The 23,303-nt window shown below is 44.2% G+C and carries 22 protein-coding genes and 3 tRNA genes; 20 read left to right on the top strand and 5 right to left on the bottom strand.

The features are described 5' to 3' along the window. The first annotated feature begins 94 nt into the window (after positions 1-94). Positions 95-1,561, top strand: a complete 1,467-nt coding sequence (locus MASE_RS09985) for a DUF3360 family protein (RefSeq protein ID WP_014949618.1) — start codon at positions 95-97, stop codon at positions 1,559-1,561. A gap of 182 nt (positions 1,562-1,743) precedes the next feature. On the opposite strand, the gene MASE_RS09980 is transcribed toward MASE_RS09985, so the two are convergent. Further along, positions 1,744-2,649: a LysR family transcriptional regulator gene (locus tag MASE_RS09980; protein ID WP_014949617.1), complete on the bottom strand. Its 906-nt coding sequence runs from the start codon at positions 2,647-2,649 to the stop codon at positions 1,744-1,746. 194 nt (positions 2,650-2,843) lie between these two features. Here MASE_RS09980 and MASE_RS09975 point away from each other — a divergent pair, with 194 nt between their 5' ends. Continuing rightward, positions 2,844-3,293 carry a DoxX family protein gene (locus tag MASE_RS09975; RefSeq protein ID WP_014949616.1) on the top strand — a complete coding sequence of 150 codons (450 nt, stop codon included), beginning with the start codon at positions 2,844-2,846 and terminating at the stop codon, positions 3,291-3,293. A 176-nt stretch (positions 3,294-3,469) separates the two neighbouring features. Further along, on the top strand, positions 3,470-4,360 hold the full coding sequence (locus MASE_RS09970) for a DODA-type extradiol aromatic ring-opening family dioxygenase (RefSeq protein WP_014949615.1): 891 nt from the start codon (positions 3,470-3,472) through the stop codon (positions 4,358-4,360). Between the two features lie 282 nt (positions 4,361-4,642). Here the strand turns inward: MASE_RS09970 and MASE_RS09965 are convergent, their stop codons facing one another. Beyond that, positions 4,643-5,044: a hypothetical protein gene (locus MASE_RS09965; RefSeq protein WP_014949614.1), complete on the bottom strand. Its 402-nt coding sequence runs from the start codon at positions 5,042-5,044 to the stop codon at positions 4,643-4,645. A 429-nt stretch (positions 5,045-5,473) separates the two neighbouring features. Between MASE_RS09965 and ovoA the strand changes: the two genes are divergently transcribed. From ovoA to MASE_RS09880, 17 genes are all read left to right on the top strand, one after another. Continuing rightward, positions 5,474-7,585 carry a 5-histidylcysteine sulfoxide synthase gene (ovoA, locus tag MASE_RS09960; protein ID WP_041693498.1) on the top strand — a complete coding sequence of 704 codons (2,112 nt, stop codon included), beginning with the start codon at positions 5,474-5,476 and terminating at the stop codon, positions 7,583-7,585. Positions 7,586-7,722: 137 nt separating this feature from the next. Then, entirely contained in the window at positions 7,723-9,186 is a 1,464-nt protein-coding gene (locus tag MASE_RS09955) for an aminotransferase class I/II-fold pyridoxal phosphate-dependent enzyme (protein WP_014949612.1), read from the top strand. Positions 9,187-9,393: 207 nt separating this feature from the next. Then, on the top strand, positions 9,394-10,122 hold the full coding sequence (locus MASE_RS09950) for a pirin family protein (RefSeq protein WP_014949611.1): 729 nt from the start codon (positions 9,394-9,396) through the stop codon (positions 10,120-10,122). A gap of 180 nt (positions 10,123-10,302) precedes the next feature. Then, entirely contained in the window at positions 10,303-10,947 is a 645-nt protein-coding gene (gene uvrY / locus MASE_RS09945) for a UvrY/SirA/GacA family response regulator transcription factor (protein WP_014949610.1), read from the top strand. 31 nt (positions 10,948-10,978) lie between these two features. After that, positions 10,979-12,796, top strand: a complete 1,818-nt coding sequence (uvrC, locus tag MASE_RS09940; RefSeq protein WP_039227661.1) for an excinuclease ABC subunit UvrC — start codon at positions 10,979-10,981, stop codon at positions 12,794-12,796. Positions 12,797-12,919: 123 nt separating this feature from the next. Then, positions 12,920-13,492, top strand: a complete 573-nt coding sequence (gene pgsA, locus MASE_RS09935; RefSeq protein WP_014949608.1) for a CDP-diacylglycerol--glycerol-3-phosphate 3-phosphatidyltransferase — start codon at positions 12,920-12,922, stop codon at positions 13,490-13,492. Between the two features lie 169 nt (positions 13,493-13,661). Continuing rightward, positions 13,662-13,737 (top strand) — tRNA-Gly (locus MASE_RS09930). Positions 13,738-13,779: 42 nt separating this feature from the next. Continuing rightward, positions 13,780-13,853: transfer RNA gene (locus tag MASE_RS09925), tRNA-Cys, on the top strand. A 59-nt stretch (positions 13,854-13,912) separates the two neighbouring features. Continuing rightward, positions 13,913-13,999: transfer RNA gene (locus MASE_RS09920), tRNA-Leu, on the top strand. Between the two features lie 128 nt (positions 14,000-14,127). Next, positions 14,128-14,820, top strand: a complete 693-nt coding sequence (locus MASE_RS09915) for a tRNA-uridine aminocarboxypropyltransferase (protein ID WP_014949607.1) — start codon at positions 14,128-14,130, stop codon at positions 14,818-14,820. A gap of 74 nt (positions 14,821-14,894) precedes the next feature. Then, on the top strand, positions 14,895-15,392 hold the full coding sequence (tpx, locus tag MASE_RS09910) for a thiol peroxidase (RefSeq protein WP_014949606.1): 498 nt from the start codon (positions 14,895-14,897) through the stop codon (positions 15,390-15,392). Positions 15,393-15,514: 122 nt separating this feature from the next. Continuing rightward, the gene (locus MASE_RS09905) at positions 15,515-16,345 is read left to right on the top strand and encodes a sulfurtransferase (protein WP_014949605.1); all 831 of its coding nucleotides are present in this window, start codon (positions 15,515-15,517) and stop codon (positions 16,343-16,345) included. An 82-nt stretch (positions 16,346-16,427) separates the two neighbouring features. Beyond that, positions 16,428-17,153 (top strand): Sir2 family NAD+-dependent deacetylase, encoded by a 726-nt coding sequence (cobB, locus tag MASE_RS09900; protein WP_014949604.1) that lies wholly within the window; start codon positions 16,428-16,430, stop codon positions 17,151-17,153. 12 nt (positions 17,154-17,165) lie between these two features. After that, a complete protein-coding gene (locus MASE_RS09895; protein ID WP_014949603.1) occupies positions 17,166-17,792 on the top strand; it encodes a LysE family translocator in 627 nt (208 codons plus the stop codon). A gap of 82 nt (positions 17,793-17,874) precedes the next feature. After that, positions 17,875-18,606 (top strand): YciC family protein, encoded by a 732-nt coding sequence (locus MASE_RS09890; protein WP_014949602.1) that lies wholly within the window; start codon positions 17,875-17,877, stop codon positions 18,604-18,606. After that, on the top strand, positions 18,599-19,390 hold the full coding sequence (locus MASE_RS09885; RefSeq protein WP_014949601.1) for a glucosaminidase domain-containing protein: 792 nt from the start codon (positions 18,599-18,601) through the stop codon (positions 19,388-19,390). The genes MASE_RS09890 and MASE_RS09885 overlap by 8 nt, the downstream gene beginning before the upstream one ends. Then, a complete protein-coding gene (locus MASE_RS09880) occupies positions 19,387-20,034 on the top strand; it encodes a DUF2987 domain-containing protein (RefSeq protein WP_014949600.1) in 648 nt (215 codons plus the stop codon). The genes MASE_RS09885 and MASE_RS09880 overlap by 4 nt, the downstream gene beginning before the upstream one ends. A gap of 14 nt (positions 20,035-20,048) precedes the next feature. On the opposite strand, the gene MASE_RS09875 is transcribed toward MASE_RS09880, so the two are convergent. The 3 genes from MASE_RS09875 to uspE all read right to left on the bottom strand — a co-directional run bounded on the left by MASE_RS09875 (position 20,049) and on the right by uspE (position 23,097). Then, positions 20,049-21,071 carry a patatin-like phospholipase family protein gene (locus MASE_RS09875; RefSeq protein WP_014949599.1) on the bottom strand — a complete coding sequence of 341 codons (1,023 nt, stop codon included), beginning with the start codon at positions 21,069-21,071 and terminating at the stop codon, positions 20,049-20,051. Beyond that, a complete protein-coding gene (ttcA, locus tag MASE_RS09870) occupies positions 21,072-22,025 on the bottom strand; it encodes a tRNA 2-thiocytidine(32) synthetase TtcA (protein ID WP_014949598.1) in 954 nt (317 codons plus the stop codon). Between the two features lie 148 nt (positions 22,026-22,173). After that, entirely contained in the window at positions 22,174-23,097 is a 924-nt protein-coding gene (gene uspE, locus MASE_RS09865) for a universal stress protein UspE (RefSeq protein ID WP_014949597.1), read from the bottom strand. Positions 23,098-23,303: the final 206 nt, after the last annotated feature.

Below are 23,303 nucleotides of genomic sequence, written 5' to 3'. Positions count from 1 at the left end.
TCGTTAGACTTTCGTATAAGACCACAGTCGCATTGTTACATTCCGTTCACATGTTTAGGCTTGCGCTTTTCTTCGCGCAATCTAAAGGTGTTATGTGTCACAAGAAAGTTCTTCTTATCAAAATCTTCACAAACCGAGCAGTAGTTTTAAATCAAGAGACGAATATTTAAATCACGAACTTCAAATACTTTCTCCAAAACGTTGGCGGTTGAACCTGCCTGGTAAAGACTACCGCGTTGAGTGGGAAGACTTCGTGCCAGGCATGGCGGCGACCATAGGAAAAATCGTTATGGTTGCCGCCGTAGTAGGTGCATTCGCAGCACCGCTAGGGCTATCTCCTGAGTTTGTTATTGAAAACGTGCGCTTTGAATTACTCATTGCAGCAGTCTTGTTCGTTGTTCTGATTTCCGGTTTCCTAAACCCGTCAGCTAATTTAGCAGGTACACACGGCCCCTTACTGCCCTTGGTACCCCTTATTGTTGCATCTGGCGGCCATCCCATGGCGCTCGGCCTGCTCATTGGACTATTTGGTTTTATTCTAGGAATAACGAAGGGCGGCAGTGTGCTTGCTAGGCTAACCAGTAACGGTGTATGCGGTGGGCTGCTGTTGTACTTAGGGTTTATTGGCATTACAGGCCAGGTGAAGAAACTCTTTGCGTGGGCAGAAAGCTTCGATATGGCTTACTTAGCCTTCGTGGTGATCATTGCCACTATTTTAATGTATGCATGGCTAGAGCATATTCAAAAGCGCTGGCTAGCCATTCCGCTTGGTGCGGTGATGGCGGCGGTCATTGCGTTTTCCTTCGGTGCGCCATTTGAGTTCACAACGTCGCCGGGTATGCCTAACTTGAACCCTGCTTATTGGTGGGGGGAAGACACAGGTTGGAAACTAGGTCTGCCAGACTGGTCACATTTCATTGCTGTGCTGCCTTTTGCTGTGCTGGCTGTGTCTATGTGGTCGCCAGATTTCTTGGGTCATCAAGTCTTCCAAAAGCTTAGCTACCCTAAAAAAAGTGAACGAGCGCACATGAATATAGATGACACCATGATTGCTGCATCTAGTCGTCAGGCAGTGGGAAGCCTACTGGGAGGGGGGAATATCTCATCTTCGTGGGGGACCTACATTATTCCGGCTTCAATCGCGCGCAGACCCATACCCGGTGGTGCATTAGTTACTGGCTTTTTATGCGTTGTAGCGGCACTTTGGGGTTACCCCATGGATCTAGCAATTTGGCCGCCAGTGCTTTGCGTAGCGCTTATTGTTGGGGTCTTTCTGCCGCTAATGGAAGCCGGTATGCAAATGACGCGTGAAGGTAAAACGACGCAATCTGCCGCATTGGTGGTGATCTCCTCTGTACTAGTTAATCCAGTATTCGGATGGTCTTTTACTATGCTTTTGGATAATTTGGGGCTCGTTGGGTGCAAAGATAGAGCTGGAGAGCTCGGCAAAGCAGGGCGTTGGCTAATTCCAGGAATTACGTTTTTGGTGTTATGTACCGTTATGGCACTAATTGGTATGTTCCCGGGTGTGCCCGCGATTATGGAAACCTTCAGAATGTGATGAGGGCTTTAGGGTAAGGATACTTCTTTAAAGTTCAATTTACTGAAACCAGATATGCTATTACGCGAACGGCGTCGGAGGTGTTTCTCCACGCCGTTTTTATTTAATTTATTATGCTGATATCACTCATCCACTGAAGTTACGTTTTTACCACATAAATTAAGCGTTACGCGTACCGCGATTTACTTGTCCCAGTAGGGCGTACTTTCAAAATAGCTTGATAAAAAGTCAATGAAAACCCTTAGCTTATTAGAAATGAGCTTACGATGAGGATAGACCGCATACAAAGAGATAGCTTGCGGTACGAAATCGTCCAGTATGGACACGAGTTCCCCGTTTTTGAGCGCTTCACCGGCAATGAAGGTAGGTTGAAGTACATAACCTTCACCCTGCTTTGCTACATTGGTTAGGACTTCTCCATTATTGGCGGTTAGTTTAGGCGTCACAGTCTGGGCATTTGCTTTGAGCGCCGCAATAAGCGCTGATTTATCGTTATCGTAGTTGACGTAGGAGTACTCAAGATAGTGTTCAGGTTTTAATTCAGCTGGATGTTGCGGTGTGCCATATTTTTCCAGGTAGGCTGGTGAAGCGCACAGGGCCAGCTTTATCGTTGTGATTTTCTTGGCCACCAGCGAAGAGTTAGCTAGGTGACCTGCACGTATTGCTACATCAAAGCCTTCGTCTATCACATCAATCTTTCTATCGTTTAGCTGCAAGTTTATCGATACGTGAGGGTGTGCTTGTTGAAACGCACTGAGTGCACTCGCTAAATGTAATGTTGAGAAAGAGACAGGGGCACTTACGTGCAGAACTCCCTTTGCTTCTGTATTGAGCAACCCAAGCTGACTTTCCATATCGGTTACGCTTTCAAGAATATGATTTGCATGTTGCAAACACTGTTGACCAGCCTCGGTTAGGTGAATTTTTCTTGTAGTGCGATTGAATAAACGCGTATCAAGTTGCTTCTCTAATTCGGCAACATACTTGCTTACGAGTTGATTTGACGTGTCTAGCTTTTCTGCAGCTTTTGTAAAACTGCCTTCATTCGCAACAACGCAGAAGGTTTTCAGTAGCGATAATTTATCCATCGTTTAGCCATTCGCCGCAATAAACAACAAATTGTTGGTAATCATTCAATATTTAACCGCTTTATTCAATAGGTGTTGGTAACTATTCTATATGCATCAGGTTAGCGCTGTGCCAACTCAATGAAGTCAGGCGGAGCGTTCATCACTTTTTAGATATGACACTTTCAATTACGAGAGACTTTGAGGATTCAACAATGAACAAGCAATTTCTGAAAAACATTTTTACTTCTAACAGCAGTATTTCTAGTTTGGTTTTACGTGTGCCTGTGGGCATTATTCTTACCGCACACGGCGCACAAAAGCTTTTTGCGTGGTTTGGTGGTTATGGACTAGAAGGCACAGGTCAGTGGATGGAAAGCATTGGTTTAGCGCCAGGCTTTTTAATGGCATTGCTGGCCGGCAGCGCTGAGTTTTTTGGCGGGCTAGCGCTTATTATAGGTTTTCTAACACGCCCAGCCGCTTTAGTAAGTGCATTCACAATGGTGATTGCGATTTTTAGTGTACATGCAGCAAACGGTTTATTTATGACTAACAACGGTTACGAGTTTGCACTAACGCTACTTGCTGCAACAGGTGCGCTAGCTATTCAAGGTGGCGGTAAACTTTCAATCGACTCTCTTATTAGTCACAAGCTTAATAAATAGCGGTTGTGAGATTCGACGACTAACGAAACCGGCCCAAATGCGCCGGTTTCAATGGCTATAGAGCCCTTATATCAATCCGCATAGATAATTGCCCACTCATAAGACGCTGGCAAGTTTCCTAGCGAAGCGTGGGAATGCAGGAATGGTATTCTCTACATCTAACAAGGTATGGTTTTATGCAACAGCGAACGCAAACTCGCCCGTCTGTGAGAATTAACACCGCTTATATTTCTCATGGTGGAGGGCCGCTTCCACTTCTTGAAATGCAGTCAGTAGGAGAGGCGAGAACGCCTGCCTATCACATTGAAATGATTGAAGCGCTCAAAGCATTATCAACAGATTTACCCAAACCTGATGCAGTCATAGTGATTAGTGCCCATTGGGAAGATACTGAAGTCTGTGTAACTACTCACCCAGAACCTTCCTTGATTTATGACTATTATGGCTTCCCTAAAGAGGCGTATTCCCTTGAATATCCGGCCAAAGGGGAAGTAGCACTCGCAACTTTATTACCAAAGCGTTTAGCAGAACAAGGCATTGCTGTACGGGAGGATAGGGCACGTGGTTTCGATCATGGAATGTTCATTCCCCTAAGTATTATGTATCCCAGTGCCGATGTACCCTGTATTCAACTATCCATTACGTCTGATTTGGATTCTAAAAAGCATGTGCTATTGGGGGAAGCAATTAGGAAAGCTGTTGAACTCGGGGTAGAGCCTGTAAATAGTGAAGCAAAGAACGAAGTGAATATTTTAGTATTGGGCTCGGGGTCTTCTTTTCACAATATGCAGGGCTTTTTTGATAGCTCCGATGAGGCATTGCGAAAAGCAACGCGCTTTAATAACTGGCTTCAGACAACTATGCAGACCAGTGCCTACAGCGAGAATGAACGCAAAGCTCGTCTTGTTGAATGGTACAGCGCGCCGGATGCGCGATACGCCCATCCTAGAGAAGAGCACCTTCTCCCTCTCCATGTTTGTTATGGTGTTAATAATAGAGCAGCTGATAAAGCCATGTCTTTAACGCTTCTAACCAAACCTGCAAGCATGTTTGTGTGGTGTGATTGACCAGTGCTTCACATTGCCGCGTCAGTGCAACACCTGATTGAATAACGCCTGCGTTAAACGAGAGCAATTAAATTTTGAACACTTTGATTATCAATTGGTCGTTTGAGTAAAAATGTTAAAATTAGTACTTTACAGTCCCACGTAAATCATTAAGATACGCAGCACTTCAGGAGAGTTGGCAGAGCCCGGTTTAATGCCCTCACTCTCCGCCAAATACGAAAAACCCGCACTTAGTTGCGGGTTTTTTTATGGGTCAAATAAAAACGTGCTGCTAGAACGTCTTCAACCAACCTCGTTACACGTTGTAGTGTCGATACTTATCACCGCATAAAAATCATTATTCTTATCGTTGTACAAATAATTAACTGTAATTCCATGTCGCCTAAAAATTTCTTGCGAGGGTGAAGTGCACACATACGGATAGAGCTTCTTTTGTTGTTCCTCTACAAATTGATTAACGCCTTTGTTTTGAGTCAACGTCATAGAGCGATAGTGATAAGTGATCTCTCCGTCACTGGTTGATAGGCGCTCCATAGTGAGTGTTGGGTTTACAATTAAAGGGGTACTCTTATTGCCTTTGCGAACGGCTTCATTGAGAAGCGCATTAGTATAGTTGTCAGCTGCAGTCGCGGGTGAACCGTACAACGAGAGCAGCGTTACTGCTATGTAAATTACTGATTTCATGTTAAGAAAAATCCTTTTTCGTTTCTGAAGGTGTGAAGGTATAAACGTATAAGTATGCTGTTTACCGACGCAGCTTAATTAGCCAACGTTGAATCGGGCATTTAGTAAGCTAGGTAAACGTAACATGATAACCAACGGTATCTCCATGCTTTTTATGATCACGAGCTTTAAGTTAAACGGTGTTTCACAGCATCATCGCAGGCATAAGTTTGTTATGAAATATTTTCTGATCTCATCCTGTCTGTATCTTGTAATTACAGGACATTCCATAAAAACCTAGTTATGTCGCGCTTTATTCATAAAAGCTTGGTATACATAAAGGGTTAGCAATCAACTGAAATCATTACGGCATTTTAAAGCGCTCTTCTTTTATTTTTACGGCGCTGGTCCTACGCAGTTGGTAGTAATAACAAAAATCGAGAGGACATTATGCAGGCAATGCCCACACTTAATTTACGGGACGGAACAGTTGAGCAAAAAAGACAGGAAATAAAGGCTTATTTCCTCGATTCCTTTGATACCTACGAATCGCTTTTCTCTTGTCTTGCCAATGATGACGTATTTTATCAACGACCTGAAAAGTTGCGCCATCCGTTAATTTTCTATTTTGGTCATACTGCTACTTTCTTTATCAACAAATTAGTACTGTCTAAGGCAATAAACGAGCGCATTAACCCAAAATTTGAATCGCTATTTGCCATTGGTGTTGATGAAATGAGTTGGGATGATCTTAACGATGAAAATTACGACTGGCCGAAGGTGGAAGAGGTGCGTCAATATCGTAATCAAGTGCGCACATTGGTATGCGATTTAATAGATACCATGTCTTTTAGCATGCCTATTGACTGGGAAAGCCCAATGTGGCCCGTTGTAATGGGAATAGAGCATGAACGTATTCATTTAGAAACCTCATCTGTTCTAATCAGACAGCTACCCATTGCATCGGTACGCCCCAGCCCAGTATGGCCTGCATGTGGCACTATGCAAACTAATGCTGAAGCGTTAGAGGCTAATGTTTTAATGACCGTTCCGGCACAGAAAGTCATAAATGACAAAGCGTGGGACAGTGCTTATTACGGCTGGGACAATGAATATGGTTCTCAGCAAGAATCCGTTAGCGAGTTTAGTGCGTCTAAATTTCTTGTAAGTAATGGTGAGTTTTTATCATTTGTGCAAGAAGGCGGCTATAACAACGCAAAATACTGGGAGGCTGAAGGCAATAAGTGGCGTGAATACACTAAAGCTCAGTATCCTGTATTTTGGATTAAAAAGGGTGATGATTATTTATATCGCAGCATGCTTGAAGAGCATCCACTACCTTTAGATTGGCCTGTGGATGTGAATTATCATGAAGCGAAAGCGTTTTGTAACTACTTGAGTGAAAAAACGGGTGATCTTATTCGTCTGCCGACTGAAAATGAATGGCAAGCGTTACGACAGCAGGCTGGTGTAACACAAACCGTATACAGCGAAGGGTTCAACATAGCGCTGCAAAAGTATGCGTCGAGTGAACCTGTTAATGTTAATAAGTCCGGCGAATTTTATGATGTTGTTGGCAACGTATGGCAATGGACAGAAACACCCATCTATCCATTTGAGGGCTTTAACGTTCATCCTTTATATGACGACTTTACAACACCCACATTCGACAATAAGCATAACCTCATTAAAGGCGGCAGTTGGGTATCTACAGGTAACGAAGCAATGAAAGATAGTCGTTACGCTTTTAGGCGCCACTTCTTTCAGCACGCGGGGTTTCGGTATGTTCAAGGAAAGCGAGTTATAGCAGTGAACGATTTTGATTATGAAAGTGATACACAGGTTTCGCAATACAGTGAATTCCATTACGGCGACGAGTACTACGGTGTCCCTAATTTTGCTAAAGCCAGTGCGCAGTTTTGTATTGACGCTATGCAAGGGCGTCAACACGCTAAAGCGTTAGATTTGGGGTGTGCCGTTGGTCGGTCTACCTTTGAACTTGCAAAATACTTCGATCATGTCGATGGCATCGATTTTTCTGCACGTTTTATAAAAACAGCGTTTGAGATGCAAGAGCGTGGTGAAATACGCTATAACCTTATAGAAGAAGGTGAACTTACGTCGTTTAAGGCGCGCAAGCTCTCTGCGCTCGGTTTAGATGACAGTGTAGACAACGTTGCGTTCGCACAAGGTGATGCGTGTAATTTGAAGCCGCAATTCACAGGCTACGACTTGATCTTCTTAGGCAACCTTATTGATAGAGTGTATAGTCCAAGAAAGGTATTAACGGACATGGCCACGCGGCTAAATAAAGGTGGATTGCTCGTTGTCGCCAGCCCCTTTACATGGTTGGAAGAGTATACCGAAAGAAGTGAATGGTTGGGCGGCTATAAAGATGAAAATGGTGAAACGCTTAGCTCTACTCAGGCGCTTGAAGATGCATTAGGTCATAGCTTTAAACGAATTGCTGAACCTAAAGACATTCCATTTGTCATTCGAGAAACAAAGCGGAAATACCAACATACGCTTTCTGAATTTAACGTGTTTGAAAAGATAGAATAACACGGTGTCTATTAAAGTGTGTGTGTAGCATAAAGTGAGCGCGGTACGCGTGTTTCGCGCTTATAAATATAATAGAATTCAGAAGGCCTTTAGCCAATAGTAAATGCGTAAGGCTATATAGATAGGATAATGTGAAGGTGAGCAACGCGCTAAGCCATCTCCCCGTGTTCAACGCTATGCAAAGCGAGTTTATGCCTTACAAGGATGTATGGCAGGCACCTTCTCACCTGAAACTCGATCAAACCCGTCTTAAATATTCAGCGATATTTCGCCGCTTTCAGGGCGCGTCTTCATCTCAAGCGAACGTTGTCGCGTCTCAGCAAGACCCTATTCCAATGTGGATAGCGGATATGGACATCCCGCCTTGTGATGAAATTCTCAGCGCGATTACACAAAACCTTCGCTCTACTTATGGATATCAGTCCCTTGATATCGGTGACGCGGTAGCAAAACGTTTTGAGCGTACCACGCAAAAAAGTAGTCGCTTTAAAGTAGAAAGTGGCGATGTTGTGGATGTTGCGAGCGTAATAGGAGCAATAGACGTTGCGCTTCACACTTTTTGCCAACCTGGTCAAAAAGTCATGGTTTTAACACCAACCTATTCCCCTTTAACAGAGACCATTCATAATAACGGCTTAACGCCAGTATCTATTCCAGTCATTCAAAACACGCGTCAAATTCAGACTAAGCTTTCTGAAGTTACCGCGACAAAGGATAGCGACAAGAGTCGTCAGGAAGACGTCGAAGGTTCTAACGCAACTATAGATACTTCAGCCTTCGATAGTGCTGCGGCTGCATTCGTGATTTGCCATCCTAATAACCCTACAGGTACAGTATTAAGTGCAGAAGAGCAGCGTGTTATTATGAGCTTCTGCGCCAAGAACGATATTTTAATGATCACTGATGAGGTGCACAGCGAGTTTGCATTTAACTCGTCAAATGAACCAACGCTAATCCCCATGTTTGGTGCAGAGGTAAGCAATAAGAGCGAGAGGCGCAAAGAAAGTCAAAACGGTGGTAACATCCATACTCATCAACTGCCACGCATTATCCACATCAATAGCGTATCCAAGGCGTTTAACCTAGCGAGTATTCCAGGTGCATCGTATGCGGTCATTAAGGATAAAACGATCAGAGAGACGTTTTCCCAAGCTATTAATAGCAGGCACCTGAACGCAAGTAATTTAGGAAAAGTTGCGTTGATTGCCGCCTATGAGAAGGGAAGTACTTGGTTAGACAGCGTAAAATGTGCGTTGAGCTTCAACCGAAAGCTTATTGTGCGCTTCTTTGAGCACTATGGTTTATCTGTTAATTATACAATGGGCAGCGCTGGTTATTTCTTGTGGCTAGACCTTTCAACATTCCCTTCGCATTTAACACAGCCGAACAGTATCGCTTCTGTGGATGGAGCTCCTTTAGGTGACGCTTCTCGTCAACCTCTCAAATATTCACCCGTGACCACTGTGGAAGGATGTATTGAGCGAGGCGTGATAGGTAACGACGGCGCGACCTTTGGTTCTCCACACCATATTAGGCTAAATTTAGCCTGTCACCCTGCGGTTGTAGAAACCGCGCTGCAAAGACTGTGCTTTATTTCTTAGCGTAGCTTAACCCGCATCTGTTGACCGACAGTTAGTTTAATTCTAAATATTAGAATAATAAGCTCAAATATATGACATTTTATTCCTATTAAAGAGGATTAAAATGGCCTTATTAAATAATTAGCCCTTGACACATGTTCTATCGCCCAGCGTTACTCCTGTTGGGGAGAAGAGCCAGTGGCGGCTTACGGTTATAAGGAATGCAAGATGATGTATTTGAGAAAAGCGAATGAAAGAGGAAAAGTGAACTTTGGCTGGCTAAAAAGCCAACATAGCTTTTCGTTTGGACATTATTATGATGCAAAACATATGGGGTTTTCAGCGCTACGGGTTATCAATGACGATGTTGTTCAGGCCGGCAGAGGTTTTGAAACCCACGGTCACAGAGATATGGAGATAATTTCATATGTTGTGAGCGGTGCTTTAAAGCACAAGGATAATACCGGTAATGAGTACGTAGTGCCTGCGGGTGACGTGCAAGTAATGAGTGCAGGTAAGGGTATTATGCATTCGGAGTTTAACCCTTCTACTGAAGAGCCTGTTAACTTTCTGCAAATTTGGATTGTGCCCAATGAAAAAGGCGGTACGCCCAGCTATGCGCAAAAAACCTTTGGCACACAGCCAGGTGGAAATAACCATGATTCAAAGCTTGAATTATTAGTAAGTGATGACGGTAGGGAAGGGTCATTACGCATTAAGCAAAATGCGGCAATCAGCCGTTTAACTTTGAAAGCTGGCGAAACATGGGAGCATGGCACTGAAGACCAAAAGGGTTACCTTCATATGATTAGCGGTAATGTACAGGCTGTGGTAGACAGTGAAACGAATGCAGTTGAAATAGAGGCAGGCGATGCTTTGGGTATTTACGAGCAAGACATCATTCGTCTGAAAGCCTCAGAGGAAAGTGTGGCCTTGTGGTTTGAATTACCTAAATAGCTGCCTAAAAGTAATCTAGATCAATAATTTAGTTTCAAATTGTGTATCTCTACTTCACGAATTCTTATCTCGTGGTATGATGACTTGGATAAGGTTAAAGGCTGGTAATACTTCTCATTAATGAACGTTATCAGCCTTTATTCCAGTTGTATGTAAAACTGAAGTCAGTGAGATACTAGAGTGATAAAAATAATCCTAGCAGATGACCATGATTTGGTCAGAACAGGGATACGCCGGATTCTGGAAGACGTAGACGATTTTACTATTCTCGCAGAAGCGAAGAACGGTGAAGACGCGGTACTTTTGTGCCGAAAAAACGCGCCAGATGTGGTACTCATGGACGTGAATATGCCCGGTATTGGTGGACTGGAAGCGACAAAGAAAATTGTTCGTATGTCTGAAAATACGCGTGTTATTTGTGTTTCAATGCACAAGGAAAGCCCTATTCCAATGCAAGTTATGGATGCAGGCGCATACGGTTTTCTGACAAAAGATGCAGAGCCAGATGAAGTAATACGCGCTATCCATAAAGTTGCGGCAGGACAAAAGTATGTTGATCAAGAAGTGGCCAATAGCATCGCCATCGGTAAGTTATTGCCTAGTTCGGATAATCCGTTTGACGAGCTATCGAGTAGAGAACTTACAATAGCAATGCGATTAACCGAAGGTCACAAAGTGCCGGATATAGCCCGAGAACTCAGTATTAACTCAAAAACGGTTAATACTTACCGTTACCGAATGTTTCAAAAGTTAGGCGTAAATTCTGATGTAGAGCTAACGCACTTGGCCTATCGTCATAAGCTTATCAATCCTAACACCTTTTAAGCGTCACTAGACGCGCAACGTCAAAGTGATTATGTCTGCATTTGATTCAGCAGCATTTCTTAAGAATCTAACCTCTCAACCTGGCGTGTACCGCATGTACAATAGTCAGGAAGAGGTTATTTACGTAGGAAAAGCCAAAAACCTTAAAAAGCGTGTATCAAGCTATTTTCGTAGTAATCTTGATAACGCCAAAACGCGTTCGCTAGTTAGTCAGATTGCGAACATGGATGTCACGGTTGTAAACAGCGAAACCGAAGCGTTCTTGCTTGAGAACAACTTCATCAAGAAATACAAACCGCGTTACAACGTGGTCATGCGTGACGACAAGTCTTATCCCTTTATCTTCTTATCCGACCACGAACATCCAAGGCTTTCTTTCCATCGCGGCCCTCAAAAGAAAAAGGGCGAATACTTTGGCCCATACCCCAGTGCTTGGTCGGTGCGAGAAAGCTTGCGTTCAATGCAGCGAATTTTCCCCGTACGTCAGTGCGAAGATAGCTATTACCGAGCACGCAGCAGACCTTGTCTTCAGTATCAGATGCAGCGCTGCAGTGCGCCGTGTGTAGAAGGCTATGTGAGCGATGAAGAATATAAAGAGCAGGTCAATTTTGCACGCTTGTTCTTGAAAGGTAAAAACCAGCAGGTCATTGGTGGGCTGGTGGAAAAGATGGAAGCAGCCAGCGAGGCACTCAACTTTGAAGCTGCTGCCCGTTACCGCGATCAGATTAATGCACTAAGAAAAGTTCAAGAACGACAGTGGGTTGCTGGTACTCAAGACGAAATGGATGTGTTTGGGTTTGCGTTCAAAGGCAATATGGCGTGCATTCAGGTAATGTTTATTCGTGAAGGGCAGTTGTTAGGCAGCAAGGCCTATTTTCCCAAAGTACCCAACACTGCCGATGAACAAGAAGTTTTTGAATCTTTCTTCCTACAGTTCTATCTGGCGGGTAACAAAGTTATTCCCAAGCAGATAGTACTTAGCAATACATTAACTGACGAAGACGCGATAGCAGATGTACTAGCCAGTGAAGCGGGACACAAGGTCCAGTTCTTCAAAGGGGCGAGGGAAGAGAAGCGCAAGTACCTGCAGCTGGCGCAGTCAAATGCGCAAACTGCGTTAGATGCTCAATACAGTCAGCAAAAGTCTGTGTTTGCACGCTATCTCGACTTAGAAGCGGCACTGGAAGTTGATACGCCTATTCAACGCATGGAGTGTTTTGATATATCACATACGTCTGGCCAGCAAACGGTTGCTTCGTGTGTGGTATTTAATCGTGAAGGTCCGCACAAAAGTGACTATCGCCGATATAATATAGAAGGCATCACCCCAGGTGATGACTACGCGGCCATGGCACAGGCGTTAAAACGTCGCTACAAGTCAGTGAAAGAAGTGCAAAAAATACCTGACCTTCTATTAATAGACGGTGGTAAAGGACAGCTTGCCCAAGCAGAAGCGTTTTTTGAAGATTGGCCCCATGATAAAAAGCCTATGCTGTTAGGCGTGGCAAAAGGCACCACCCGTAAGCCTGGCTTAGAAACACTAATACTGGCAGGTAGCCATCAGGTTCTGCCGATGGACAGCCATTCGCCAGGGCTTCACCTTATTCAGCATATTCGCGATGAGTCTCACCGATTTGCCATTACTGGGCACCGCAACCGACGCCAGAAAGTTAAAACCACGTCGAGTTTGGAAAGCATACCTGGTATTGGTGCTAAACGCAGACAAACACTGCTTAAATTCATGGGGGGCTTGCAGGGTCTTAAGAAAGCCAGCAAAGATGAAATTTCAAATGTACCTGGTATAAGCCCTGAACTGGCGGAAACTATTTACGACCACCTTCATCAATAAATGAATGAGTAACAAGCAATGCATTACAAATTAAGGTAATGTGTTACAAAAATGAAAGATGCAGAGCTTATACGCTACCGCGCTAAAACGCCCATAGAGGCATAACACCGAGACGTACTTTTTATGTGGACTGTTCCAAACTGTATTACTTTATTCCGAGTAATCCTTATTCCTGTATTTGTAGTTGTTTATTTTCTTGATTGGCGCTGGGCGCACGAGGCAGGCGCATTTATTTTTTGGCTTGCGGCAATAACGGACTGGTTTGACGGCTATCTAGCAAGAAAACTACAGCAGTCTACACCCTTTGGTGCATTCTTAGATCCTGTAGCAGACAAGCTCATTGTGGGCGCTGCTCTTCTTATGATTACTCATAGTTATGCAAACCTGTGGATCACGTTGCCATCTATTGCGCTATTGGTTCGTGAAATTTATGTGTCGGCGTTACGTGAATGGATGGGTTCGAATGGTGTAAGGGATGCGGTTAAAGTGTCTTTTATAGGTAAAGCAAAAACCACTGCGCAAATGTTAGCCTTAATTGGCTTGTTGTCGGGATTAGAAACCTTTATGGGCATAACTATTTATTGGGTTTCTTTAGGTTATATTCTTTTATATTTCTCAGCAGTGCTGTCAATTTGGTCAATGTTTGTTTATACAAAAGCGGCCTGGCCACACCTTCGAAGTGGCGCAGTAAAGTGAAATTGATCGTACATTAATCAAAGTGAATAAAAAAATAGCAAACGATCATAAAAAACCGCATTTATCTCAATTTAAACGCTTTTTTGTGTTGACAGTTTTGAATGGGTAGGTAGAATGCACCCCACATTTCGAGAGGACATCAACCAAACGAAATGGTCGATTAAGACATGCGGGAATAGCTCAGTTGGTAGAGCACGACCTTGCCAAGGTCGGGGTCGCGAGTTCGAATCTCGTTTCCCGCTCCAATCATCTTAGAGATGAGTTTTAATCACGCGCCAGACGCATCTGGCGGAATGGCAGAATGGCTATGCAGCGGATTGCAAATCCGTCTATCTCGGTTCGACTCCGGGTTCCGCCTCCAAACGCTGCAACGCAGCATCAGGTTCTACGCCTGACACCTTTGCTGAAAAGCAACCCGATGCCCGGGTGGTGAAATTGGTAGACACAAGGGATTTAAAATCCCTCGCTGGTAACAGCGTGCCGGTTCAAGTCCGGCCCCGGGCACCATTTATCTACTCCCAAACATTCCAAATTTTAATCAAAAAATTGATAAGATAATTGCGCTCTTTTATCACAAATTACTATGGTAAAATCCATAAAAATTTTGGCAAAGACGTACTATCTTGAATTCTGTTATGTCACTTCGTTTAGACGAGTTATCTCGTGCTGAACGTCCATTCCACGCTCGTGGGAGTAAAGTAGTTCGCTGCGACGCATGTCTGCTTCCAACGCAAAACTGTATTTGTGAATTTAAGCCTGAGGCTGGCACTGATGTGGCGGTTTTGTTCTTGATGTACAAAGGCGAATATTATAAGCCTACTAATACCGGTCGTTTAATTGCGGACGTGGTTAAAGATAACCACGCATTTTTGTGGAAGCGCACCGAGCCAGAAGAGGCGCTATTGGCGTTACTTCGCAACGAAAAATATTTTCCTATCGTGGTATTTCCACACGAATATGCTGCAGCTGAACGTTGTATTGATACGCCACCATTGAATACTGGGAAAACGTTACTATTTATTTTCTTGGATGGAACGTGGCGTGAAGCAAAAAAAATGTTCGTGAAGAGCCCTTACTTGCATGACTTTCCTGTGTTGGGCGTGAGTATGGACGTAGCGTCAGATTATTTACTACGCGAATCTACCCATGATTTCCAACACTGTACTGCTGAAGTTGGTATTAGCGTTTTAGACCTTGCGCAGCAGAAGCAAGGGGCGCAAACCTTAGCGCATTATTTCAGTGTGTTTAGACGGGAATATTTAAAAGGTAAGCCGCATTTGCAGCATAAGCTTGCGTTTGCAGAGTCGCAGGTTAAAAGTAACATTTAAAAAGCGTCACTTTTATTTGCGAAAGTATTGTTTTACATCCACTATTTCATATTAACAAAACACGGAGAAAGCGAATGGCATCAGTTACTTTTCAAGGCAATACAGTTACGACAAAGGGTCAGCTTCCTGAAGTAGGTACATCTGCACCAGACTTTACATTAGTGAAAGCAGATTTGGGTGAAGTAACACTGTCTGAGCTTGCAGGAAAAAATGTGGTATTAAACATTTTCCCTTCTATCGACACGGGAACATGCGCAATGTCTGTGCGTAAATTCAACGAAGAAGCGGCAAAATTGGATAACACTACAGTTATCTGTGTATCGGCAGATCTTCCGTTTGCAGCGGGTCGCTTCTGTGGTGCTGAAGGTATTGAAAATGTACTCACAGGCTCGACTTTCCGCTCAAGCTTTGGTGATGACTATGGTGTTACCTTTGAATCAGCGCCGCTTACTGGGCTGCTGTCTCGTTCAGTAGTGGTTATCGATGCCGAAGGCAAAGTGGTTTACACAGAGCAAGTTGCAGAAACAACAGAAGAGCCGAACTACGACGCGGCTATCGCAGCTCTTAGCTAAGTAGATCCGCAACATAGGTTAGTTGGTTAGCTAACTATGTGATGTGTTTGAATACGTACCGATTTGTTTTATCGGGGTATTACAGGGCACTCACTGATGTGGGTGCCTTTTAGGAGAATGTAATGGCATCGGTATTGCTCTCAGTTGGTGAATTAGCCAATGTAATGCAACAAAAGCCGGTAACGCTTGTACGAGCGTTAATGGACGACCCCGTTTCAAAAACACCAGATACGCGCACGGCAATGGTTTTACCTGCGTCAGTCGACTTTGACTTAGATAGTGAAGGTAGCGATCACACTACAGGTCTCCCTCACAGTATGCCTTCTGCAAATGACCTTGCAATTTATCTTGGTAATCAGGGTATAACAGCGAATACACCTATTACGGTATACGATACCCGTGGAATATATTCTGCGCCAAGAGTGTGGTGGATGTTAAAAGCGTTGGGCCACCAAGATGTTTATATATTAAATGGCGGACAGCCTGCATGGGAAAAAGCAGCGCTGCCGGTTTCAGAACAACAACAATACGGAAAATTAACCTATCAAGCTACGCCTAGGCCTGGTTGGTTCGCAAATTCCGGTGCAGTACTTCAGGCAATAAATACTGAAGCACAACTTGTTGATGCGCGCAGCGCGCCGCGATTCAAAGGAGAAGTGTCAGAGCCTCGTGAAGGAGTACGTTCAGGTCATATGCCTGGTGCGTTTAATATTCCTTTTGACACCTTACTCAAAAGCGGGCATTTTTTGCCAGTTGAGCAGCTTAAGGCTATTTTTGACCGCGCTAATATCGATTTACGCAAACCTATTATTTGTACGTGTGGTTCTGGCGTTACCGCCTGCATAATTGGTGTGGCGGCATTATTGTGCGGCGCTACTCAGGTTTCAGTATACGATGGCTCTTGGTCAGAGTGGGGCGCTGATACTCAATATCCTGTGGTCAAAGATATGTAAAGAGTCGCGGCTTTTAACTAAGTAAATATACAACATGCTAATCGTATAATTAGCGCTATAACTACAGAGTAAGAACAACCTGATGCCATCTGATCAATCTCTACCCAATATTGTTATTCTTACCGGTGCGGGGATTTCCGCTGAATCTGGATTAAAGACATTTCGGGATAATGACGGCCTTTGGGAAAATCATCGCCTAGAAGAGGTGGCCACCCCAGAGGCTTTTGAACAAAATCCTAGCTTAGTTTATCGCTTTTACAACGCTCGACGTGCGCAGTTACAGCAAGACGACGTGAATCCTAATGCAGCGCATGAGGCGCTGGCCAAACTTGAGAAAGCGTTCGGTAGCAACCTGATGTTGGTTACTCAAAATGTGGATGACTTGCATGAGCGCGGTGGAAGCCAGTCTGTTTACCATATGCATGGTAAACTGCTATCTGCGCGCTGCGCTATAACCCAGAAAACTTTTGACTGGAGTGATAGTTTTGATCACACCACTAAATGCCCGTGTTGCAACAGAGTAACCTTACGACCGGATATCGTGTGGTTTGGTGAAATGCCCATGTACATGGAAGAGATTTACGATGCGCTTTCAAAGGCTGATGTGTTTATTGCCATTGGCACATCAGGTAATGTCTATCCTGCCGCGGGTTTTGTTCAGATCGCTAAAGAAAGTGGCGCACACACCATAGAGGCAAATTTGGAGCCGGGCGTAACTAATGCATTGTTCGATGAATCGCTAACAGGCCCTGCTTCTCACATCGTCCCACAATGGGTTGATCAATTAATGTCAAAGTACGCGCTGTAGGAGGCGCATAACATGCAGTATATGAATGAGTTTCTTACCATTGCGTTGGTACACCTTGTGGCTGTTGCTAGCCCAGGGCCAGATTTCGCGGTGGTTGTTCGAAACAGCGTGGCCTATGGCAGACGTATCGCCATGTACACCAGTATAGGGATTGGCTTAGCTATATTACTGCATGTGGCTTACTCGTTAGTCGGGCTTAGTGTGGTTATTGCAACTACTCCATGGTTATTCACCACATTTAGCTATGCCGCCGCAGCTTATTTACTGTACCTTGCGTTTGGTGCGCTTAGAAGCGGGCCTGTAAAGCAGGACCAGGCAGTTAACGCTGAAAAGAAAACATCCCACATATCTGCAAAGCGCGCAGTTTGGATGGGCTTTCTCACAAATGGACTAAACCCAAAAGCAACGCTATTTTTCCTCTCATTGTTTACTGCAATTATTAGTATTGATACTCCATTTACAGTGAAACTTGGCTACGGTATCTATTTAGCTATAGCTACTGGACTGTGGTTCTGTTTTCTTTCATACCTTTTGAGCACCAGTAAAGTAGCTGAGCTTATTGGTAAAAAAGGGTATTGGTTAGACCGTGCGATGGGGGTGCTACTCGTCGGTTTAGCTGCGAAATTAGTACTAGGTTAACGTTTGTTTACCTTACAAACAGGCATTTGTTTTTGTGAATTGGTATAATCGCGCCGATTTTTCAAAAAGATAAGAGAGTTGTGTGAAAGACGTAAACCAAGACCGCCTGAACAATACGTTGTCTAAACAGTATCAATTTGATACCAAAGGTCTATTGCGCCGCGCTGCCGGTTTAACAAAGGCAAACTTTTCATCATTGCTGCAGGGAAGTGTTGTTCTATTTTTGACGTTTGTCGTGTTAGGTGTATTTGCTCAGCAGTACATCACAATAAATGACGATGGGACCTATGTATTCGAGCATCAGTCTATCATAGAAATTGTTGCAATCTGCATCGTTGCCCCGCTGTTGACGGGGTTGTATATGATGGGCGTTTTTGTTGCCCGCGGCACTAAAACTTCAGTATTTACCGTATTCCAGTTTTTCCCCTTGATATTTTTGCTGGCACTCACTCAGCTAGTAAACAGTATTCTTGTTCAATTAGGTATGATGTTGCTTATTATACCCGGCGTTTATTTTTATTTAGCCTCGTCCTTTTCACTTATGTTGGTTGCTGACAGAAAATTAACGCCAATTAGCGCGATCATCCTGTCGTGTCGCGTATTTAATGCATACTGGGCTCAAATTGCCAGCATATTTGGTGTGTTCTTTTTACTGTTTGTGTCGGTGCCATTAACGCTGGGCTTTTCACTTATTTGGGTATTACCTTTTTATTTTAGTATGATGGGCTTGCTCTATCAGGAACTGATTGGCGAGCAGGGAGTAAGCACGGAAGCATCTGAAAACGATGTGAATGAGTCTAGCTTCGATGCATAAGCGTGAAACCTTTAAAATTGTCCTTATTACGTTAGGCGTATTGGCGGTAATCGTCATTAACGCCATAATTTTTACTGAGGACGAACCGGATATTTTAGATATACCGCAAACGGTTGAAGCTAAAAAGCCGGTGCCTAACTTCTCTGCCTATACAGATGTAAAAGAGAAGAAGGAGGCGTTTTTTAACTATTTACGCCCCGAAATAGAGAAGCAGAATGCGTATCTACTCACGCTAAGACATTACGTACAAACCTTATATAGAAAGGCGTTAGCTAACGAGACGCTCTCTGAAGAAGATATGGCAAGGCTTGAATGGTTAGAAGAGGAATATCGAGTTAAGCCAACGCAGCCGCTAAAGTCAAAATTGCTAGCTTTACTACAAAAGATTGATGTTCTACCAGCCGAACTTGTGCTCGTGCAAGCCGCGAATGAGTCAGCTTGGGGCACCAGCCGGTTCGCAAGAAAGGGCTATAACTTCTTTGGATTATGGTGTTTCTCTAAGGGGTGTGGTTTTGTTCCTAACCGTCGAAACGATGGGGCATCTCATGAAGTTGCCAAATTCGACAGTTTGTCGCGTGCAACGTACACCTATATGCGAAACTTAAACCGCCACGACGCGTATGCGGATTTAAGAGAGATCCGCAGCCGACTGCGTGCAAACCAAATTCCTATTACTGGTGTTGCGTTAGCTGAAGGGCTAATGAACTATTCTGAGCGAGGAGCCGCTTATGTTGAAGAGCTTCAAACTATGATCCTATTTAACGAGGAGTTTTTATCCGAATGATACGCGCTGCTTTATTTTTTGCTTCATCTCTGTTTATTGGTGTAGGCAGTTCTTCCGTTGCTGCTGAAACGATAGATGTTGAGTACAGCCGTTTCTATAGCCATGTTAAAAAGCTGGATAATGAAGATACCCAAGCACTTCAGTTTGCATTCGGGTTTGTTCGTGTTGGCGAAGGGCGTTTATGTGAAGTTAACGGAGCGTCTATCGTAACCGATAAGAAAACAATGCCCTTAGAAGTGAGTGGTGAAGGGCGATTCACGGTGCCTACTGAAAAGGCCCTGAAACTTGCCAACGCACTGGTTCGCATCGATTTAAACGAACGCGCGAACGTGTGTGATATGTCGGTACAACTTGAAACCAAGCCGGAATATCTTAAGCAGTATTACACAAAAGACGACCTTACGTTTTTGTATGGTCAGTACGAAGCTTTCTTTAATGAAATGGGAAGCTTCTTGTCTTTCATGATGCCCTCGGTAAAGGGCTTGATGATTCAGTTTGATGACAAGAATTTAGATTTCATTACACCACAAGGTGTGCAAATCAATAACGGCGTGTTGCATATAGAACAAGATTGGATCAACGACGCAAAAGGCTTAACACTGCCTCATGCGCCGCTACGTGTTACCGCTATGGCTTCAAGCTAGATGCATATTTGGGATTAGGTAAGAAGCTGATACCTAATTTGCTCTGCTAACCGCGCGATTGTCTCTTCGCCTTTCGCGCATAGCTCTTCGGCTCTGTGGAATTCCATAATACCCACGTCGGTAAGCTGAGGCTCAATAAGAATGTCAGGCGGATCGCCAGCCAAGCGTGAACGTGTGACGCGAGCTTGAAGTATCTCAAGTGAACTGCTCATCACGCTCATAATTCCCGGCGGGTTTCGCTTGTTCACTTTAGCGGGGACTTCGGTCAACTCTTCTTCCACTTTTTCAATCACATCAGAAGCAATGCCTTCTTCAGTCTTTACATTGCCAGCCGTGACGCTGTCTTTTTCATCTTTTTTCTCTAGGGCTTTTTCTTCTTTGTTGTCAGGGGAGAACCATTGGCGTAGTACGTTTTGACTCTTTGTAAAAAAGTCCTCAGTTTTGCGCTGGTTTTCTTCATGATCTTGTCTCAACTTTTCAAGACGAAGTGGTCGGAAATCGGCGTTAAGGTTAACCGCGATCACAAAATCGGCCCCTAATTGGCGACATAAGTTCACCGGTACAGGGTTTACAACGGCACCATCTACCAACCAACGATCACCGTGTGCTACGGGCGCAAAAAGTGCGGGAATAGCGCAGGATGCTTGAATGGTGTCTCCGATAGGACCAGAGTTAAACACCACTTCACGGCCTGTATAAAGGTCGGTAGCCACAGCCGCAAACGGCTTAAGCATGTCTTCATAAGTCGATTCACAAAACTCGCTTGCTAGTTTGTCGAAAACCTTCTGTCCGCTTGCAATGCCGCCGCGTCTAAGTCCTACGCCCATAAGAGCAAGTACCTGCCAGTCGCTAAGGGAACAGGCCCACTCTTTCAACCCTTCCAGCTTGCCACTTGCGTAGGCAGCACCAACATAGGCACCAATAGAGCATCCCGCTACAACGTCAATTTTTACACCGAGTTTTTCTAATGCTTCAATTATGCCAATGTGAGTCCAGCCCCTTGCGGCACCGGCACCTAGCGCAAGTCCGATTTTCATTTACTTAGGTTCCATAATGTTTATTACTTCAATAGTATTATCTTCATCACTGAAGTCCGTACTATTTTCTGTAGTGAAAGAAGGTTCATCGAACCCGATATCACCGTCTTCTACCGGGCCTTCTTGAGTAGCTATAGCTTTAAAATCATAAAGGTTACTGTCGATTAAGTGTGAAGGGGCTACGTTTTGAAGCGCACGGAACATCGACTCTATACGACCTGGGAAGCGACGGTTCCAGTCTTGAAGCATAGCCTTTATGTTTTGGCGCTGTAGGTTTTCTTGTGAGCCACAAAGGTTACACGGAATAATCGGAAATTCAGCGGCTTGAGAATATTTCTCGATGTCTTTTTCTGTGCAGTACGCCAATGGACGAATAACGATGTGTTCACCGTTATCGCTGACTAGCTTTGGCGGCATAGACTTAAGCTTGCCACCATGAAACATATTGAGGAAAAACGTTTCTAGCATGTCGTCGCGGTGATGACCTAATGCAATTTTAGTCGCACCTAACTCTTTTGCCGTGCGGTACAAAATACCACGGCGCAAGCGAGAACAGAGAGAGCATGTTGTCTTTCCCTCTGGAATTTTGTCTTTAACAATAGAGTAGGTGTCTTCTTCTACAATTTTGTAGTCAACGCCAATGCTTTCTAGATATTCAGGCAAGATATGTTCGGGGAAACCAGGCTGCTTTTGGTCAAGATTAACCGCAACGATATCAAAATGAATAGGCGCAATCTTCTTTAAAAACAATAAAATATCTAGCATGGTGTAGCTGTCTTTACCGCCAGATAAACACACCATTACTTTGTCGTTGTTTTCAATCATACCGAAATCGCCAATGGCTTTACCCACATTGCGGCGAAGTCGTTTCTGAAGTTTGTTGAAGTTGTACTTTTGCTTACTTTGCGCAGCATTTAATGGCGACGCGTCAGCACTGTTTGTGCCTAAACTCATAATTAACTAGCTTGGTTTGTTATAAAGCCACCATTATACATTAAAGCGGCTTTTCGAGACCATGCTTGTGAAGTTAAATTTGTTGGTGACATACCGTGTTGGCCGCTAAGTAACGGCAAACACGGGCTATGCGGTACTGATAAAAAGACTACACCGACAACGGCGACACAAATCCATCTGGCTTAATAGCAAGCACATCGCAATTGAGTTCGTCGATCACGTGTTCTGCAGTGTTACCAATTAGGGCCGCTGAAATGCCCACACGGCCAACGGTACCAATAACTACCAGCTCTGCATCCAGTGTTTTTGCCACTTGCGGGATGACCTTTTCCGGAAGGCCTTCTCTTACTACGCATTTGTTCTCAGGAATACCGTACTTTAACGCGTGACTACGCATTTCCTTTAAATGATGATTTTTTACCGCGTCGTGATAGGTATCGGGGTCGAACTCAGGCACTTCTATGGCGATATTAAGTGGTGTAGAAGGGTAACTGTTGACCAAATTTACGCTCCCTTTCAATAAAGAGGCGTAGTCGTTAGCAATGAGGGTGAGCTTATCGTTAAGTGCGGCGTGCTCATCGTCTTCACTGCCTACGTTTACTGCAGCAATAATCTCTCCTCCTTCTGGCCAGTCGTGCTCTTTAACGAGCAATACTGGCCGAGGGCATTTACGCATTAAATGCCAGTCGGTGGGGGTGAAAATAACAGAAGCAAGATCGTCGTGCTTTTTGGTTGCCTTTACCACTAAATCTATCTGATTGTTTAGGGTGTAGTAAATAATCGACTCATACGCACGATTATTCCATTCTACAACGATATCAGTTTCAGTGAATCCTTGTTCTCTTAAGTGGGTGGCAAGCCATTTTGCATGCTCCTTTGTAACTGCATCGCGCATTGACTCGCGCTCATCCGGGCTAAGCATGGTCGTCATATCATAAGATAAGTCGTATACCACCATCATTGCGGTAACTGAAGCGCCTGTTTTTGAAGCGAGTTCATAAGCTCGGCTTAGTGCAGGTTGGTTATCGCGCTCGGCATCTACCACGGCCAGAATTCGTTTACACTCAATCATAACGTCCCCCTAACTACGAAACTTAGTAGCGGCTGTCGAAATCGAAGCTTTCTAATACTAACTATAAACGACATTGGGAAAAACGTAAGTTGTTTTAGATCAAGAATTTTACGAGGCGACCATGAGTGAACCTACCTAATTGAATATGGAGCAACCGGCGTGGCGCTGAAAGGGTAGATAAGTGGCTAACACAGGTTACAAAAAAG

The organism is Alteromonas macleodii ATCC 27126, assembly GCF_000172635.2.
Classification (GTDB): Bacteria; Pseudomonadota; Gammaproteobacteria; order Enterobacterales; family Alteromonadaceae; genus Alteromonas; species Alteromonas macleodii.
The sequence above is the reverse complement of the archived record's forward strand: the minus strand, read 5'-3'. Positions and strand labels throughout refer to the sequence as shown.

What these genes read in the sequence shown, in the direction of transcription:
- MASE_RS09980 (WP_014949617.1), bottom strand. Translation starts at nt 2,649, where the DNA reads ATGGATAAATTATCGCTACTGAAAACCTTCTGCGTTGTTGCGAATGAA.
- MASE_RS09975 (WP_014949616.1), top strand. Translation starts at nt 2,844, where the DNA reads ATGAACAAGCAATTTCTGAAAAACATTTTTACTTCTAACAGCAGTATT.
- MASE_RS09970 (WP_014949615.1), top strand. Translation starts at nt 3,470, where the DNA reads ATGCAACAGCGAACGCAAACTCGCCCGTCTGTGAGAATTAACACCGCT.
- MASE_RS09965 (WP_014949614.1), bottom strand. Translation starts at nt 5,044, where the DNA reads ATGAAATCAGTAATTTACATAGCAGTAACGCTGCTCTCGTTGTACGGT.
- ovoA (WP_041693498.1), top strand. Translation starts at nt 5,474, where the DNA reads ATGCAGGCAATGCCCACACTTAATTTACGGGACGGAACAGTTGAGCAA.
- MASE_RS09950 (WP_014949611.1), top strand. Translation starts at nt 9,394, where the DNA reads ATGATGTATTTGAGAAAAGCGAATGAAAGAGGAAAAGTGAACTTTGGC.
- uvrC (WP_039227661.1), top strand. Translation starts at nt 10,979, where the DNA reads ATGTCTGCATTTGATTCAGCAGCATTTCTTAAGAATCTAACCTCTCAA.
- pgsA (WP_014949608.1), top strand. Translation starts at nt 12,920, where the DNA reads ATGTGGACTGTTCCAAACTGTATTACTTTATTCCGAGTAATCCTTATT.
- MASE_RS09915 (WP_014949607.1), top strand. Translation starts at nt 14,128, where the DNA reads ATGTCACTTCGTTTAGACGAGTTATCTCGTGCTGAACGTCCATTCCAC.
- tpx (WP_014949606.1), top strand. Translation starts at nt 14,895, where the DNA reads ATGGCATCAGTTACTTTTCAAGGCAATACAGTTACGACAAAGGGTCAG.
- MASE_RS09905 (WP_014949605.1), top strand. Translation starts at nt 15,515, where the DNA reads ATGGCATCGGTATTGCTCTCAGTTGGTGAATTAGCCAATGTAATGCAA.
- cobB (WP_014949604.1), top strand. Translation starts at nt 16,428, where the DNA reads ATGCCATCTGATCAATCTCTACCCAATATTGTTATTCTTACCGGTGCG.
- MASE_RS09895 (WP_014949603.1), top strand. Translation starts at nt 17,166, where the DNA reads ATGCAGTATATGAATGAGTTTCTTACCATTGCGTTGGTACACCTTGTG.
- MASE_RS09885 (WP_014949601.1), top strand. Translation starts at nt 18,599, where the DNA reads ATGCATAAGCGTGAAACCTTTAAAATTGTCCTTATTACGTTAGGCGTA.
- MASE_RS09880 (WP_014949600.1), top strand. Translation starts at nt 19,387, where the DNA reads ATGATACGCGCTGCTTTATTTTTTGCTTCATCTCTGTTTATTGGTGTA.
- MASE_RS09875 (WP_014949599.1), bottom strand. Translation starts at nt 21,071, where the DNA reads ATGAAAATCGGACTTGCGCTAGGTGCCGGTGCCGCAAGGGGCTGGACT.
- ttcA (WP_014949598.1), bottom strand. Translation starts at nt 22,025, where the DNA reads ATGAGTTTAGGCACAAACAGTGCTGACGCGTCGCCATTAAATGCTGCG.
- uspE (WP_014949597.1), bottom strand. Translation starts at nt 23,097, where the DNA reads ATGATTGAGTGTAAACGAATTCTGGCCGTGGTAGATGCCGAGCGCGAT.